Here is a 14,919-nt window from a genome sequence, read left to right on the forward strand (position 1 = left end):
ACCCGTGTTCGTTTACGAGTTCGCCGGTGAGTCGGTTAAACCCTACATCGAAGCCGGCATCGGTGTGGCAGCGTTTTCCAGTACCGAACTTGAGAGTAATGAACTCGGCTCCTCCTTCCAGTTCGAAGACCGTATCGGCTTCGGCCTGCGTTTTGCCGGCGGACATGAAGTAGGTGTACGCGCGATCCACTATTCCAATGCCGGGCTGAAGATGCCCAACGACGGTGTGGAAAGTTACTCGCTGCACTATCGTATGCCGCTCTGACCTCTGCAACGACAGCCCTGGGTTTTACACAGGGCTTGAAGGTTGTTCGGGCAATGGCCAGAGGCTGTTGAGATTCAGGGCTTCGAGCAGCAACTCCGGGGCCCGCTCAGGTAGCCGCTGGAGCAACACATCGGCGGCACTTTCTGCAGTCCACTCTTGCGGCATGACCTGCGTCGCCACCAGCGGCACTTTCAGGGCCTGGGGCGCGACCAGGGTCAGGTCGATACCTTTGCTTGCCAAGTGCTGGCACTCGCTGCGAAACACTTCTGCCAGGCTGTTGTCCGGTGTTGCCGGCTGACTTGGTTCGTAGAGCTGCAGCGCTGAATAGCGACTGAGCACTGCCATGATCTGCGGCGACTGGCCGTTCTCCAGCAGTGGCAGCGCATTGTGCAGGCAGTGGACCGAAGCGCTCAGGTTGCTGCTGGCGATCGCTTCGAAAATTGCCGTCGGCGGGATACTCGCGTCGAGATAATCGCAGGTTCCGGCATTGACCAGCAGGCAATCAAGGGCACCCCACTGCGCCTGGAGTCGCTGGCTGGCCTGCGCCGCCTGGGCGGCATCGGTCAAGTTGCCATCGAGCAGTAACAACTGCTGCGGGTTCAGTTGCGACAGCCCCTGTAGTTCGGTTGATGCCCGCCCGCTGGCGGCGACTTTCCAGCCCTGTGCAAGCAGTTGTTGCACCAACGCCAGACCCAGGCCGGAGCCTGCACCGGTGACCCACACCTTGCGCGCGATGGGTTCGATCACGTTACTGCCCTCTCTTCCTGCCGCGTGGGTAAATTCTTGAATGCATTCAACGCACGTTGGCGACTGCTACCGAGGTCCACAATAGGTTGTGGATAAAGATTAGTAGCAAAAAGATCGTCAGCAGGCACGGGATTGTGGATATTTTTTTCATCCAGGCTAGCCAGTTCAGGGAGCCACTGTCGAATGAAGTGGCCGGCGCGGTCGAAACGCAGAGACTGGCTCAGGGGATTGAAGATGCGAAAATAGGGCGCTGCGTCGGTGCCGGTCGAGGCACTCCACTGCCAACCACCATTGTTGGCGGCCAGGTCACCGTCGATCAGGTGACGCATGAAAAAGCGTTCGCCTTCGCGCCAGTCGATCAGCAGGTTCTTGGTCAGGAACATGGCGACAACCATGCGCAGGCGGTTGTGCATCCAGCCGGTGGCGAGCAATTGGCGCATGGCGGCGTCGACGATCGGGATCCCGGTTTGCCCCTGCTGCCAGGCCTTGAGCTCATCCGGCGCGTGACGCCAGGGCAGGGCTTCGGTTTCCGCGCGAAAGGCGCGGTGCCTGGAGACGCGCGGGTAGCCCACCAGAATGTGCTTGTAGAACTCGCGCCAGAGCAGTTCGTTGATCCAGGTCACCAGGCCCTGGTTACCGCTGTCGAACTCGCCGAAGTTGTTGCTCAACGCCGCGTGCAGGCATTGGCGTGGCGAAATCACCCCGGCCGCCAGGTAAGCCGACAGTTGGCTGGTACCGGCGACGGCGGGAAAATCGCGCTGCTTCTGATAGTCCTCGGCACATTCGTCGGTGAAGCGTCGCAGGCGGCGCCGGGCTTCTTCTTCACCCGCAGGCCAAAGTTCGCGTAAAGGCTGTGCGGGGAGAGGGAAGCCGGCAGCTTCAGCCGGCACCGGGTCGCTTGCCACACCCGTCGGTGCTTGCGCCTTGGGCGCTTTGACCTGGTGCGGCAGCCCTAGGTGCAAACGCTCGTAACAGACTTTGCGGAACTGACTGAAGACCTGGAAGTAGCCACCGCTGCGGGTCAGGATGCTACCGGGCTTGAACAGCAATTGGTCGAGGTAGGCGTGAGCGGCAATGCCTTGCTGTTCCAGGGTGCAGCGCACAGCCTGGTCGCGGGTGCTTTCGTTGACGCCATATTCGTCGTTGAAATGCACGGCCTGTACCCGATGTTCCTGACACAGTTGCAGCAGGGCCTCGGGTACCTGCTGCCAGGTATCGGCGCGACGGATCAGTAACGGAATGTTCAACTGCGCCAATGCTGTGCTCAGGCCTTGCAGGTTGCGCAGCCAGAAGTCGACCTTGCACGCGGCATCGTCATGGGCTTGCCACTGCCCGGGGCTCAGCAGCCACACTGCCAGGCTCGGGCCCCGTTCGCAGGCCGCTGCCAGTGCGGTGTTGTCGAGTACGCGCAGGTCGCTGCGCAGCCAGATCAGTTGCATGGGAATCCTTGGCCGTTGTCGGTGGTGTTCAGGGCGCGTCCGCTGAGTTGCTGCAGGCAGTTAAGCGCCGCCTGGGGCGAGTCGAGGGCAAACAGCGTCTCGTCGCTCCAGGTTTTCAGCGCTTGGTTATGAATGCTGACTGCGCGGCCACACAGGAGTTTCGGAATTTCAATGTTGGCCAGGTTTCGCTGCAGGCGCGCCAGGTCGAGCGTTTTGTCGACGCTCAGCAGCAGCGCCCAGGGTTGCAGGCGGGCAATGGCCAGGGGCAGCTCATTGCCCGGCAGTTGCCAATCGAAGACCTGCACCGGGTAGCCGGCATTGCTCGCCAGCCAGGCGCTCAGCCATAGCCGCGGGTCGAAGGCCAGGTCAGAGGCGTTGACCAGCAACAGCGGGGCGCCGCCCAGCTGATGATTGTTGTGGTACACCCGCGCGCCCAGTTTGCTGCGCAGCCAGGAGTGAAAGAACACTTGCTCAAGGTGTGCGGCGAACTGGCTTTGCCAGCGCAGTTCCAGGTCGGCAAGCAGCGGCATCAACAGCTGTTGGCACAGCGTTGCTGGCGGGTACAGGGCCATGGCCTGGTTCAGATGTTGCTCAAGACGGCGCTCGGCGAGTGCGCCGATGGCCTCCGTCAGTTGCTCACGCAAGGTTTGCCAGTCGCTGCCGGGCGGCGCTTGCGCTGCACTGGGCGCAGCCTCCAGCAAGGATCTGACCTGGCTCACTGCAACGCCACAATTGAGCCAGGTGAGGATCTGCCGGATGCACTGGACGTCATCCTGACTGTAAAGGCGATGCCCCTTGCCAGTGCGTTGCGGCACGATCAACCCGTAGCGCCGCTCCCAGGCGCGCAGGGTGACCGGGTTGACGCCGGTCAGGCGCGTCACTTCACGGATCGGCAGCAGCGCTTCAGATGGCATTACGCAGGCTCAGGCTTTGCGGGTGTGGCTGCAGGTAGACCTGCTGCAGCAGGTACGGGTCGGGGTGATTGCGCAGGTGATGCTTGAGCAGCGTCAGCGGCACTACCAGCGGTACTTCGCCGGCGTGGTACTGGGCGATCAGCTGCTGGATTTCCTGTCTGTCGTTGCCGCTCAGGGCGTTGCGCAGGTAACCGCTCAGGTGCAGCAGCACATTGCTGTGGGTACCACGGCTGGCGCAGCGGCTCAGGGCCTGCATCAGCTGGCTGAAGTAGCGCGCAGCGAGTGCTGCTGGATCGTCGTCACGGGTCATGCTGCCCAACAGCTTGCCCAGGGTTTTGTACTGCTGCGGATTGTGGGCCATCAACTGGTACTTGTAGCGGGCGTGGAACGCAATCAGGGCCCCGCGGCTGACCCCTGCGGCGAGCAATTGCTGCCAGTCGGCATAGGCGTAGACCCGGGTGATGAAGTTCTCCCGCAGCACTGGATCACACAGCCTGCCGTCTTCTTCCACCGGCAGGTCGGGGCGCTGTTGACAGAACGCGGCGGCGAACAGCCCGCGGCCACCTTCTACTGCGGGGTAGCCATTGGCCTGATACACCTTGACCCGCTGCAACCCGCAGGACGGTGATTTGTGCATGAAGATGTAGCCGCAAATGTCATTGAGGTCATTGGCCATTTGCTGACCATAGGCGCGCAACGGGCCGGACAGGTCCAGCCCTGGATCGCGGCTGCACACCGCCTGCGGGTCGGCGGGGTCGCCCACCAGGCGGATGGCCGGGCGAGGCACGCCCAGGCCAATGGCCACTTCCGGGCATATCGGAACAAAATCGAAATGTTTGCTCAGGACCTCGTTGCACAGTCGTGATGCCTTGTGGCCGCCGTTGAAGCGAACCTCCTGGCCGACCAGGCAGGCGCTGACGGCAATTCTAGGTTTGCACGGCAGGTCGCACGCGTCCATGAACAGATCCTGTATTAGTTGTACAGAAATAAAATCTTGTACAGGTAAATCTCATCATAGAGATAAACCTATGCAAGTCAATTTTCTTGTACAGCTTTTCAGCAGGGTCTTGAACGGCGGCGGGGCTGAACGAGGGTAGCTCCGCTGATTTACTCCAGGTGTTCCAGCAAGCGCCGAGCCGCTTCCTGGCCACTGAGCCAGGCCCCTTCGACGCGGCCGGACAGGCACCAGTCGCCACAGGCATACAGGCCCAGGTCGGCGTCGGCCAATGCGCCCCACTCATGGTTGCTGGAGGGGCGTGCATACAGCCAGCGATGGGCGAGGGAGAAATTCGGGGCAGGGACCACGCAGCCGACCAGTTCGGCAAAGCTGCCCCACAGTTGCTCGATCACGGCCTCCTTGGGCAGGTCGATGTGTTGCTTGCTCCAACTGGAGGTGGCATGCAGCACCCAGGTATCCATATGTTCGTCGCGCCCGGGTTTGCTGCGGTTGCGTGCCAGCCAGTCGAGGGCGCTGTCCTGGACGAAACACCCCTGCATCGGGGTGTCGAGCGGGGTGTCGAAGGCCAGGGCGATGGCCCAGGTCGGGTCCATTTGTACGCCCGCAGCGGTGGCGGCGAGCTTGGGGGCAGCACTGAGCAACTGGGTGGCCTGGGGCGCCGGTACAGCGACCACGACCCGGCTGAAGGGGCCGTGGCTGCAGCCGTCTGTGTCCTGCAAATGCCAGTATTTCTGGCCGCGATAGACCTCGGCGATGCGGCAGCTGAAATTCACCGTGACGTCCTTGAGCAGGCCGCGGGTGATTGCACTCATGCGCGGCACGCCGACCCAGCGCGTCTGTTCGTCGGGCGAGGGGCTGAGCACGCCGTCCTGATAGTGGTAGAGCTGCGGCTTCCATTCGGCCGCCCAGCCAGCGGCCACCCATTGCTGGAGCTGGTCGACAAAGCGCCGGTCGCGGGCGGTGAAGTACTGGGCGCCGAGATCAAGGGCGCCAGCATCGCTACGCTTGCTGGCCATGCGTCCGCCGCTACCGTGGCCTTTGTCGAACAAATGAACGGTCTGCCCGGCCTTTTGCAACGCCTGGGCCGCGGACAGGCCGGCAATACCGGCCCCGATGATGGCAATAGGTACAGTCATGATGGCCTCTTCGAACCTTAGGGTTGCAGACTATGCTGCCCGGCTAACCTGTACAATGCATGGATCATGTATAAGATGATTCCGCTCGTTACCACAGGTTGGCCTATGTTTATCCGAGAGCGATCGGTCAAAAAAGTGCCTTGTTGTTAAAAATAGACCACTGGCGCGCCATGTGAGGACACAGCCATGCATATATTGCTGACCGGCGGTACCGGGTTGATCGGCCAACAGCTGTGTCAGCACTGGCTGGCCCAGGGGCATCGGTTGACGGTCTGGAGTCGCCGCCCTGAACAGGTGGGCAGGCTGTGTGGTGCCGGTGTGCGCGGCATTGCCCGGCTTGAAGACCTGAGCAATGACGACACCCTGGATGCGGTGATCAATCTGGCCGGTGCGCCGATCGCCGACCGCCCCTGGAGCTCCGGGCGCCGCGCGCTATTGTGGGCAAGCAGAATCACCCTGACTGAACAGTTGATAGCCTGGCTTGAGGCGCGCCAGCAACGTCCGCAGGTGCTGATTTCCGGATCGGCGGTCGGTTGGTACGGCGATGGCGGCGAGCGTGAATTGACCGAGGCTTCACAGCCGGTCAAGGAGGATTTCGCCAGCCAGTTGTGCATCGCTTGGGAAGAAACCGCAATGACAGCCCAGGCCTTGGGTATTCGGGTGGTACTGGTGCGTACCGGTCTGGTGCTATCGAGCGAGGGCGGCTTTTTGTCGCGCCTGCGCCTGCCGTTCAAACTGGGGCTGGGCGGGCCTATCGGCGATGGTCGGCAGTGGATGCCGTGGATTCATATACATGACCAGATCGCCCTGATTGATTTTCTCTTGCAGCACAAGGATGCCAGCGGTCCTTATAATGCCTGCGCCCCGGAGCCGGTGCGCAACCGCGAGTTCGCCAAGCGTCTGGGCCGGGCCTTGCACCGCCCGGCGTTGATGCCGTTGCCGGCGCTGGTGCTCAAGGCCGGGCTTGGCGAGCTGTCGACCCTGCTGCTGGGTGGGCAACGGGCGCGGCCGGTACGTTTGCTGGCGGCCGGTTTTACCTTCCGCTTCAATGATCTGCAATCGGCCCTGGACGAACTGTCCAGCCGCCTCTGAAATAGGACGTTGCATGACCGATCACGCTTTGCTGCTGGTCAACCTGGGTTCACCGGCCTCCACTTCTGTCGCCGACGTGCGCCGGTACCTCAATCAGTTTCTGATGGACCCTTATGTCATCGACCTGCCGTGGCCGGTGCGGCGCCTGCTGGTGTCGCTGATCCTGATCAAGCGCCCGGAGCAGTCGGCCCATGCCTATGCCTCGATCTGGTGGGACGAGGGTTCGCCACTGGTGGTGCTGACCCGCCGCCTGCAGGCAGCCATGCGCGAGCAATGGACACACGGCCCGGTGGAAATCGCCATGCGCTACGGCGAGCCTTCGCTGCCGACGGTGCTGGCGCGCCTGGCAGCCCAGGGGGTGAAGAACGTCACCCTCGCACCGCTTTATCCACAATTTGCCGACAGCACCGTGACCACGGTTGTCGAGCAGGCTAAACAGGTAATTGCCGAGCAGAAGCTGCCGATCGAGATGGCGATTCTGCAGCCGTTCTACGATAAGCCCGAGTACATCGATGCCCTGGTGGCCAGTGCACAGCCTTATCTGCAGCAGGATTACGATCACCTGTTGTTGAGTTTTCATGGGCTGCCCGAGCGGCACCTGAAAAAACTCGATCCGACCGGCAACCATTGTTTCCAGGACGCTGATTGCTGTCGCGATGCTTCGCCCGAGATGCTTGCGGTCTGTTACCGCGGCCAGTGCCTGCGCACCGCCCAGGCCTTTGCGCAGAAGATGGGTATCGCCGACGGCAAGTGGTCGGTGTCGTTTCAGTCGCGGCTGGGGCGGGCGAAGTGGATCGAGCCCTATACCGAAACGCGGCTGGACGAACTGGGCAAGTCTGGGGTGAAAAAGCTGCTGGTGATGTGTCCGGCGTTTGTCGCCGACTGCATCGAGACGCTGGAGGAGATCGGTGATCGTGGGCGCGAGCAGTTTGTCGAGGCGGGCGGCGAAGAGCTGGTGCTGGTGCCGTGCCTGAATGATCACCCGCAGTGGGTACAGGCCTTGAAGGGGATGTGCGAAGAGGCTTGAGGGCCTCATCGCTGGCAAAGCCAGCTCCCACACAAATGGCATGCATTGCCATTGTGGGAGCCGGCGTTGCCGGCGATGGGCCGCGCAGCGGCCCTGACTGGCATTCAGATCAAGGCAACTGATCGTCCAGCGCCTTGTTCTTCCAGCTGTCGTTACCCGGCAGCAGCAGGTTCAGGGCAATAGCCACCACCGCGCACAGGGCGATGCCCTTCAGGCCCCAGTCATCGGGGCCGGTGCCGCTACCGATCAGCACGCCACCGATTCCGAACACCAGGGTCACCGAAACGATCACCAGGTTGCGCGCCTCGCTGAGGTCGATCTTGTGGCGGATCATGGTGTTCATGCCTACCGCCGCGATCGAGCCGAACAGCAGGCAGAGAATGCCGCCCATTACCGGTACCGGAATGCTCTGCAGCAGCGCGCCGAACTTGCCGATGAAGGCCAGGGTGATGGCAAAGATTGCCGCCCAGGTCATGATCTTCGGGTTGTAGTTCTTGGTCAGCATCACTGCGCCGGTCACTTCGGCATAGGTGGTGTTGGGTGGCCCGCCGAACAGGCCGGCAGTGGTGGTGGCGATGCCGTCCCCGAGCAGGGTGCGGTGCAAGCCGGGCTTTTTCAGGTAATCGCGGCCGGTCACGCTGCCAACGGCAATCACGCCGCCGATGTGCTCGATCGCCGGCGCCAGGGCCACCGGTACGATGAACAGGATCGCCTGCCAGTTGAACGCAGGTGCGGTGAAGTGCGGCAGCGCCAGCCATGGCGCGGCGGCGATCTTGGCGGTGTCGACCACGCCAAAGTAGAACGACAGGCCAAAGCCCACCAGCACGCCGGCGATGATCGGCACCAGGCGGAAGATGCCTTTGCCGAACACGGCAACGATCAGGGTGGTCAGCAGTGCCGGCATGGAGATCATCATCGCGGTGCTGTAGGGCAGCAGCTCGGTGCCGTCACCGGCCTTGCCCATGGCCATGTTGGCGGCAATCGGCGCCATTGCCAGGCCGATGGAGATGATCACCGGGCCAATCACTACCGGCGGCAGCAAGCGGTCGATAAAGCCGGTGCCTTTGATTTTTACCGCAAGGCCGAGGAAGGTGTAGACGAAACCTGCTGCCATTACCCCGCCCATGGTCTCGGCCAGGCCGAACTGGCCCTTGGCAAGGATGATCGGGGTAATGAACGCGAAGCTCGAAGCCAGGAACACCGGCACCTGGCGACCGGTAACCACCTGAAACAGCAGAGTTCCCAGACCCGCCGTGAACAGCGCGACGTTGGGGTCAAGGCCGGTAATCAGCGGCATCAGTACCAGCGCGCCGAAGGCGACGAAGAGCATCTGCGCGCCAGAGACGACCTGGCGCCAGAGCGGGTCGTTGAACTCATCCTGCATGTTCAGGCGTCCTTCTGCTTGGTGCCGAAAATCTTGTCACCGGCATCGCCCAGGCCAGGGATGATGTAACCGTGTTCGTTCAGGCGCTGGTCGATCGAGGCGGTGTAGATCTGCACGTCCGGGTGGGCTTTTTCCACCACGGCGATGCCTTCGGGCGCGGCGACCAGGACCATGGCGCGGATGTCCTTGCACCCGGCTTTCTTCAGCAGGTCGATGGTGGCGACCATCGAGCCGCCGGTGGCCAGCATCGGGTCGATAATCAGGGCCAGGCGTTCGTTGATTTCCGGGGCGAGTTTTTCCAGGTAGGTGTGCGCTTCGAGGGTTTCCTCGTTGCGGGCCACGCCAACGGCGCTGACCTTGGCGCCCGGAATCAGGCTGAGCACGCCATCGAGCATGCCGATGCCGGCACGCAGGATCGGTACTACAGTGATTTTCTTGCCAGCGATTTTCTCGACCTGGACCTTGCCGCACCAGCCATCGATTTCATAGCTTTCCAGGGGCAGGTCTTTGGTGGCTTCGTAGGTCAGGAGCGTACCGACTTCCTGGGCGAGCTCGCGAAAATTCTTGGTGCTGATGTCGGCGCGACGCATCAGGCCGAGCTTGTGGCGGATCAGCGGGTGACGGATCTCACGGGTAGGCATAGGGAAAGGCTCCGGGGGGCGGGCAAAAAAACCGCGCTAGATTAATCTATTCAGCCATGCATGTCCTCAGACTTACTGGACGTTAGTCCAGAAATGCTTGATCTGATGCGACGGGATGCGTACCTTTGCCCGCTTTTCTCAATTGCCGCCCCTTGGAGAGCGCCATGTCCGCCGATCTCGAGCACATCCGTCAAGTCATGCGCGAGGCTGACTGCCTGCACACCGAAGCCGAAGTCGAGGCAGCCATCGCCCGCGTGGGCGCGCAGATCACCGAAGTGCTGGCCGATAGCAACCCGGTAGTGTTCTGCGTGATGAACGGCGGCCTGATCTTCGCCGGCAAGCTGCTGACTCATCTGCAGTTCCCGCTGGAATCGTCCTACTTGCACGCCACCCGCTACCGCAACCAGACCAGCGGCGGCGACCTGTTCTGGAAGGCCAAGCCGGAAGTTTCGTTCATTGATCGTGATGTGCTGATCATCGACGACATCCTTGATGAAGGTCATACCCTTAGCGCTATTATCGACTTCTGCAAGCACGCCGGTGCCCGTGCCGTGCATACTGCCGTACTGATCGACAAGGACCATGATCGCAAGGCCAGCGCCGACCTCAAGGCCGACTTCTGCGGCTTGAGCTGCGTCGACCGCTACGTGTTCGGTTATGGTATGGACTACAAAGGTTACTGGCGTAACGCCAACGGTATCTACGCGGTTAAAGGACTCTGACTCATGCGCCAGCCCGGTTTTCTCGATCAATCGTTGTTCGCCGAACTGGGCGCCAAGGCTGCGGCAAATCCGCGCGGTCGCCAGCACCATAATTTCCATGAGATGGACGAGCCCTGCCACCGCATGGCGGTAGGGCTGCAGCCTTCTACCTACATACCGCCGCATCGTCATCAAGCATCGGACAAGGCTGAGTGCCTGCTTGTGCTGCGCGGAAAGCTGGGTTTGCTGGTCTTCGATGATCAAGGCCAAGTGGTAGATAAGCGGATCCTGCAGGCGGGTGGGGAATGCCTGGGTGTCGACCTGCCGACCGGTATTTTCCATGGTCTGGTGGTGCTTGAGCCAGACACGGTGATGTTCGAGTGCAAGGCCGGGCCTTTCCGTCCAGTCGCGCAGGGGGACTTTTCTACCTGGGCGCCGCGCGAAGGCGAACCGGGGGTTGCCGAGTATCACGCCTGGATGCGTGCGCAGTTCGACTGAAACTGCGTTGAGTTCATCGCCAGAAAACCTGCACGGGCGGCTTGCCCCGCGATCATCGGCCCATGCTAGAGTGCCAGGCTGCCCCCAAGGAGCCTGACATGCGTGCGATCTTCCCCCTGTTGTTCCTGCTGAGCATGCCGCTGGCCGCAGCGCCCCTGCATAGCCAGTTCCTGCCGCCCGATGATCTTGGGCTGCGCAAGGAAGCTGCTGAGTCACAGCAGCTGCTGCAGGTCACCAGCTACTCCGTAGTGGTCGGCAACCAGCGCCAGTCCAACCAGCAGCCTATCCCGGTGACCTCACCGTTGATCCTGCGCCTCAAAGGCAAGCCGCTGAGCAAGGGCGCGACCATCAGCCAGGTGTTGATCAGCTTCGATGCCGAAAGCAAAAGCCTGAAAAAGCCGGTGTTCGATGACAAGAGCAAGACCCTGACGCTGAACTACCCGCTGGCCCAGTACCGGGTCATGCTCGATCTGCTGCGCAACGATACGGTCTATGTGCAGTTCCTCAGCTACCCCAATGGTCACATCTGGGCCGATCTGCACACCGGTAGCGTACGCGCGCGTTGAGTGCCGGCGCTGCCCGGGGGTAAACTGCCGACCCGTGAAAATGTCCGTGATGGTTCAGTTGGAGTCGGCAATGCGTAAAGACAAGAAGCAAGTGATTGGTGATGAGATCAGCGACGACTACGTCAAGTCGTTCCTCCAGTACGAGCCGGCTGATAACGTCACTTCGCCGTCGCTGCACAAGCTGATCAAGGGCTACCGCGGCCTGCGCATCGATGACTTCGAGCGCTATGTCGGCTTCTTCGTCGAGGCTGGCTTTGACCTGGACGGCAAGGACGAGCACGGCCAGACTTTTGTCGAGATCATCAAGGATCAGCGTAACGCCGCCGACTACATCGAGATCATCGACAAGGCCCGCAGCTGAAAACAGCGCCCATAAAAAAACGCCCCGAAGGGCGTTTTTTTATGCCGGCAAGTTACGCGTAGCTCTGCGCCGGGCTGTTCTCGACCAGGCCCAGGGCCTCGTCGTTGTACGCACTGATCTTGTGGTACAGGGCAGCGTCGGTGGCCAGGACCTTTTCCCGGGCCGGGAAAATTTCCTTGAGCTTGGCAGCCCAGGCGCCTTTGGCTTGCTCGGGGAAGCAGCGCTCGATCAGTTCCAGCATGATCGACACGGTCACCGAAGCACCTGGCGAAGCACCGAGCAGGGCGGCCAGGGAGCCGTCCTTGGCCGCAACCAGTTCGGTACCGAACTGCAGGATGCCGCCTTTTTTCGGGTCTTTCTTGATGATCTGCACGCGTTGGCCAGCCACTTCCAGGCGCCAGTCCTCGGCTTTGGCTTCGGGGTAGAAGCGGCGCAGGGACTCCAGGCGCTGCTCCATCGACTGCATCACTTCGCTGACCAGGTACTTGGTCAGGTCCATGTTGTCGCGGGCCACGGCCAGCATCGGGCCAATGTTGCCCATGCGTACCGACAGCGGCAGGTCGAGGAACGAGCCGTGCTTGAGGAACTTGGTGGTGAAGCCGGCATACGGGCCGAACAGCAGCGAGGTCTTGCCGTCAACTACGCGGGTATCCAGGTGCGGTACCGACATGGGTGGCGAACCGACCGCGGCCTGGCTGTAGACCTTGGCCTGGTGGTGCTTGACCACTTCAGGGTTGTCGCAACGCAGCCACTGGCCGCTGACCGGGAAACCGCCAAAGCCCTTGCTCTCCTCGATACCCGACAGTTGCAGCAGCGGCAGGGCCGCGCCACCGGCGCCGAGGAACACGAAGCGGGCGTCGACTTCACGGCTGCTGCCGCTGTTGACGTCCTTGATGCTGACGGTCCAGCCGCTGCCGTTACGGCGCAGGCCGGTGACCTTCTTGCAGTACTTGACCTGCGCCTGGGGCGCGTTGGCCAGGTGCTTGAGCAGCTTGTTGGTCAGCGCGCCGAAGTTGACGTCGGTGCCTTTCATGACGCGGGTGGCGGCGATCTGCTGGTCGGCGGGGCGACCCGGCATCATCAGCGGCATCCACTCGTTCATCACCGCCTTGTCTTCGGTGTATTCCATCTCGGCGAAGGCATGGTGCTGCTTGAGCAGCTCGAAACGTTTCTTGAGGAAGCTGATGCCCTTTTCGCCTTCGACGTAGCTCAGGTGCGGCACGGGGTTGATGAACGCCCGTGGCGAGCTGAACGCGCCTTTTTTGCTCAGGTAAGCCCAGAACTGCCGGGAAACCTCGAACTGGGTGTTGATATGCACCGCTTTCTTGATATCGATGCTGCCGTCGGCGGCCTGTGGCGTGTAGTTCAGTTCACACAGCCCGGCATGGCCGGTCCCGGCGTTGTTCCACGGGTTGGAACTTTCCGCGGCACCCGAATCCATCAACTCGACGACTTCCAGCTTGATCGCCGGGTCGAGTTCCTTGAGCAGTACGGCCAGGGTGGCACTCATGATGCCTGCCCCTACCAGTACTACATCGACTGCTTCGTTCTGCGCCATTAACGCGTCTCCAAAATCTTCAGCACCAAATTGACAGCATAGGATCCCTGGCTTGCCAGGATCGCCATGTCCGATTCTTCGCAGTTCTTGCAACTTCAGCGGACACCACCAACCGGGCTTTGCGTTGCCTATGAACGCATTTTACAGCCGGTGCGGCAATTCGACTTATGGTCAAGGTATCCGTCGTGCGTTATGGACCGGTTTCAGGCACCCATTGCAAATGAGCGCTGTTGCCAGCTGTTCAGGGCTGTTCGGGACACTTTAGGTGCTTTTGCACATGCCAGACTGTTCATTGCTCGCCACACTCTCGTGAAGTTGTGAAAACCCGTTTTTTCACGCTCTTTTGGAGACGTGAACCTCAAAATGGACTGCGCGATGGCAGACCCGGCAGGTTCAGGCAGGGCAGAGGGCCGAATGACGCAGGCACACTGGCTGGTGCAAGACCTGTGTGGAAGGCTCTCTGTGGGCGGTGCGGGGGATGCGCAATGCTGTGCATTGGCGGTACTGCGAGGCCCGATCAGGAGACGTCCTTATAATCGGGGGGAGATTATAGCGATGTCGCGGGCAGAAAAACTCTTTATTAGCGACTTTTATTGAGGCAAAACTCAGGCGGCGAGGGTGCGTTGCAGCCAGTTTCCGCTGACACGCTTTGAAACACGGGCGTTGGCGGGCAGTGGACGGTTGAGCCAGGCCAGGCGAATTTCGTTGATTTCCACCCAGCCGCTGGTCGCGGGGGCCTGCGCGCACTGCTTGAAGGCCTGGCAATGGCCCTGGGCGTCGAGGCGGGCAAAGCAGCGTTGTGGATTGCGTTTGAACAGCAGGGCCAGGAGCGAGGGCATGGCGGTATCCCTGTGAAGATTTGAGGCAAGGATAACCGGGCAGTGATGAAACGATTGTGACAGCGAACCGTGGCCGCTGCGGCCTGTCTTACTCACTAATGGCACGCCGATAGCTGGGCTGCCTTGTGCTGGTTATACTGGCGGCCTTTGCTGCCTATTCTGGAGAGATGAGCATGTTGCAACGTTTGTTGTTCGGTTTGATCGCGGTGACCAGTCTGACCCTGGCCGGTTGTGCCCACAGCCCGCAACAACTCAGCCCGCAACCGAAACTCACCGCTCAGCTGGCGCCGGTCGGTCATGGCCAGCCGGTGGTGGTCAAGGTGGTCGATGGCCGTGCCTCGCAAACCCTGGGCACCCGTGGCGGCCTGTACCCGGAAACCAGTGCCATCACGGTGACCAGCAACGATATCCTGCCAAAACTGCAGGCCCAGGCCGAAGCGGCTGTGCGGCTGCTGGGCTTCACGCCGACGCCGAATGCCTACAACGCGCCGCAACTGACCGTGACCCTGACCGAGCTCAAGTACCAGTCGCCAAAAGAAGGCATGTACGTGACCGAAGCCACCATCGGTGCGACTTTCAAGGCTGACGTGGCCAACGCCAACCGTCGCTACAGCGGCCGTTACGGCGCCTCGCTCGACCAGCGTTTCGGCATGGCGCCGAACCAGGAAACCAACACCAAGCTGGTGGGTGATGTGCTGAGCGACGCCCTGACCCGTCTGTTCAAGGACCAGGCCGTCGGCCAGATCCTCGGCGAGTAAGCCCAGACAGTAAAAAGCCCGATGCCTGCAGGGTA

Annotated in this window: 17 protein-coding genes; 8 read left to right on the forward strand and 9 right to left on the reverse strand. The window is 61.5% G+C overall.

What is annotated here, in order from left to right:
* Positions 1 to 265 (forward strand): acyloxyacyl hydrolase (locus UW3_RS29875; RefSeq protein ID WP_010225742.1); only part of this gene is annotated, 265 nt, incomplete at its 5' end.
* Positions 266 to 289: 24 nt separating this feature from the next.
* Here the strand turns inward: UW3_RS29875 and UW3_RS0122175 are convergent.
* From UW3_RS0122175 to UW3_RS0122195, 5 genes are all read right to left on the reverse strand, one after another.
* On the reverse strand, positions 290 to 1,012 hold the full coding sequence (locus UW3_RS0122175; protein ID WP_010225743.1) for an SDR family NAD(P)-dependent oxidoreductase: 723 nt from the start codon (positions 1,010 to 1,012) through the stop codon (positions 290 to 292).
* The gene (phrB, locus tag UW3_RS0122180) at positions 1,009 to 2,451 is read right to left on the reverse strand and encodes a deoxyribodipyrimidine photo-lyase (protein WP_010225744.1); all 1,443 of its coding nucleotides are present in this window, start codon (positions 2,449 to 2,451) and stop codon (positions 1,009 to 1,011) included. The genes UW3_RS0122175 and phrB overlap by 4 nt, the downstream gene beginning before the upstream one ends.
* Positions 2,442 to 3,365, reverse strand: coding sequence for a MerR family transcriptional regulator (locus UW3_RS0122185; RefSeq protein ID WP_010225746.1), 924 nt, complete (start codon positions 3,363 to 3,365; stop codon positions 2,442 to 2,444). The genes phrB and UW3_RS0122185 overlap by 10 nt, the downstream gene beginning before the upstream one ends.
* The gene (locus UW3_RS0122190) at positions 3,355 to 4,323 is read right to left on the reverse strand and encodes a YbgA family protein (RefSeq protein WP_010225748.1); all 969 of its coding nucleotides are present in this window, start codon (positions 4,321 to 4,323) and stop codon (positions 3,355 to 3,357) included. The genes UW3_RS0122185 and UW3_RS0122190 overlap by 11 nt, the downstream gene beginning before the upstream one ends.
* Before the next feature lie 149 nt (positions 4,324 to 4,472).
* A complete protein-coding gene (locus UW3_RS0122195) occupies positions 4,473 to 5,459 on the reverse strand; it encodes an NAD(P)/FAD-dependent oxidoreductase (protein WP_010225750.1) in 987 nt (328 codons plus the stop codon).
* Between the two features lie 186 nt (positions 5,460 to 5,645).
* Here UW3_RS0122195 and UW3_RS0122200 point away from each other — a divergent pair, with 186 nt between their 5' ends.
* Both UW3_RS0122200 and hemH read left to right on the forward strand, forming a co-directional pair.
* Complete coding sequence (locus UW3_RS0122200) at positions 5,646 to 6,551, forward strand: TIGR01777 family oxidoreductase (protein ID WP_010225752.1); 906 nt, start codon at positions 5,646 to 5,648, stop codon at positions 6,549 to 6,551.
* A 13-nt stretch (positions 6,552 to 6,564) separates the two neighbouring features.
* Positions 6,565 to 7,578 carry a ferrochelatase gene (hemH, locus tag UW3_RS0122205; protein ID WP_010225754.1) on the forward strand — a complete coding sequence of 338 codons (1,014 nt, stop codon included), beginning with the start codon at positions 6,565 to 6,567 and terminating at the stop codon, positions 7,576 to 7,578.
* A 109-nt stretch (positions 7,579 to 7,687) separates the two neighbouring features.
* Here the strand turns inward: hemH and UW3_RS0122210 are convergent, their stop codons facing one another.
* Both UW3_RS0122210 and upp read right to left on the reverse strand, forming a co-directional pair.
* On the reverse strand, positions 7,688 to 8,962 hold the full coding sequence (locus UW3_RS0122210; protein ID WP_010225756.1) for a uracil-xanthine permease family protein: 1,275 nt from the start codon (positions 8,960 to 8,962) through the stop codon (positions 7,688 to 7,690).
* 2 nt (positions 8,963 to 8,964) lie between these two features.
* Positions 8,965 to 9,603 (reverse strand): uracil phosphoribosyltransferase, encoded by a 639-nt coding sequence (gene upp / locus UW3_RS0122215; protein ID WP_010225757.1) that lies wholly within the window; start codon positions 9,601 to 9,603, stop codon positions 8,965 to 8,967.
* Positions 9,604 to 9,767: 164 nt separating this feature from the next.
* Here upp and UW3_RS0122220 point away from each other — a divergent pair, with 164 nt between their 5' ends.
* The 4 genes from UW3_RS0122220 (at position 9,768) to UW3_RS0122235 (ending at position 11,729) form a co-directional block, all read left to right on the forward strand.
* On the forward strand, positions 9,768 to 10,325 hold the full coding sequence (locus tag UW3_RS0122220; protein WP_010225758.1) for a hypoxanthine-guanine phosphoribosyltransferase: 558 nt from the start codon (positions 9,768 to 9,770) through the stop codon (positions 10,323 to 10,325).
* Between the two features lie 3 nt (positions 10,326 to 10,328).
* Positions 10,329 to 10,802, forward strand: coding sequence for a WbuC family cupin fold metalloprotein (locus tag UW3_RS0122225; protein ID WP_010225759.1), 474 nt, complete (start codon positions 10,329 to 10,331; stop codon positions 10,800 to 10,802).
* Between the two features lie 98 nt (positions 10,803 to 10,900).
* Entirely contained in the window at positions 10,901 to 11,368 is a 468-nt protein-coding gene (locus UW3_RS0122230) for a hypothetical protein (RefSeq protein ID WP_010225760.1), read from the forward strand.
* Positions 11,369 to 11,438: 70 nt separating this feature from the next.
* Complete coding sequence (locus UW3_RS0122235) at positions 11,439 to 11,729, forward strand: PA4642 family protein (protein ID WP_010225761.1); 291 nt, start codon at positions 11,439 to 11,441, stop codon at positions 11,727 to 11,729.
* Between the two features lie 52 nt (positions 11,730 to 11,781).
* Here UW3_RS0122235 and mqo read toward each other — a convergent pair whose 3' ends face one another.
* Together mqo and UW3_RS0122245 are read right to left on the reverse strand one after the other, a co-directional pair.
* Complete coding sequence (gene mqo, locus UW3_RS0122240) at positions 11,782 to 13,287, reverse strand: malate dehydrogenase (quinone) (RefSeq protein ID WP_010225762.1); 1,506 nt, start codon at positions 13,285 to 13,287, stop codon at positions 11,782 to 11,784.
* Between the two features lie 605 nt (positions 13,288 to 13,892).
* A complete protein-coding gene (locus UW3_RS0122245) occupies positions 13,893 to 14,126 on the reverse strand; it encodes a hypothetical protein (protein WP_010225763.1) in 234 nt (77 codons plus the stop codon).
* A gap of 173 nt (positions 14,127 to 14,299) precedes the next feature.
* Here UW3_RS0122245 and UW3_RS0122250 point away from each other — a divergent pair, with 173 nt between their 5' ends.
* Positions 14,300 to 14,884, forward strand: a complete 585-nt coding sequence (locus UW3_RS0122250) for a YajG family lipoprotein (RefSeq protein ID WP_010225764.1) — start codon at positions 14,300 to 14,302, stop codon at positions 14,882 to 14,884.
* The last annotated feature ends 35 nt before the right edge of the window (positions 14,885 to 14,919 follow it).

Origin of the sequence: Pseudomonas donghuensis, from assembly GCF_000259195.1 — a bacterium.
GTDB lineage: Bacteria > Pseudomonadota > Gammaproteobacteria > Pseudomonadales > Pseudomonadaceae > Aquipseudomonas > Aquipseudomonas donghuensis.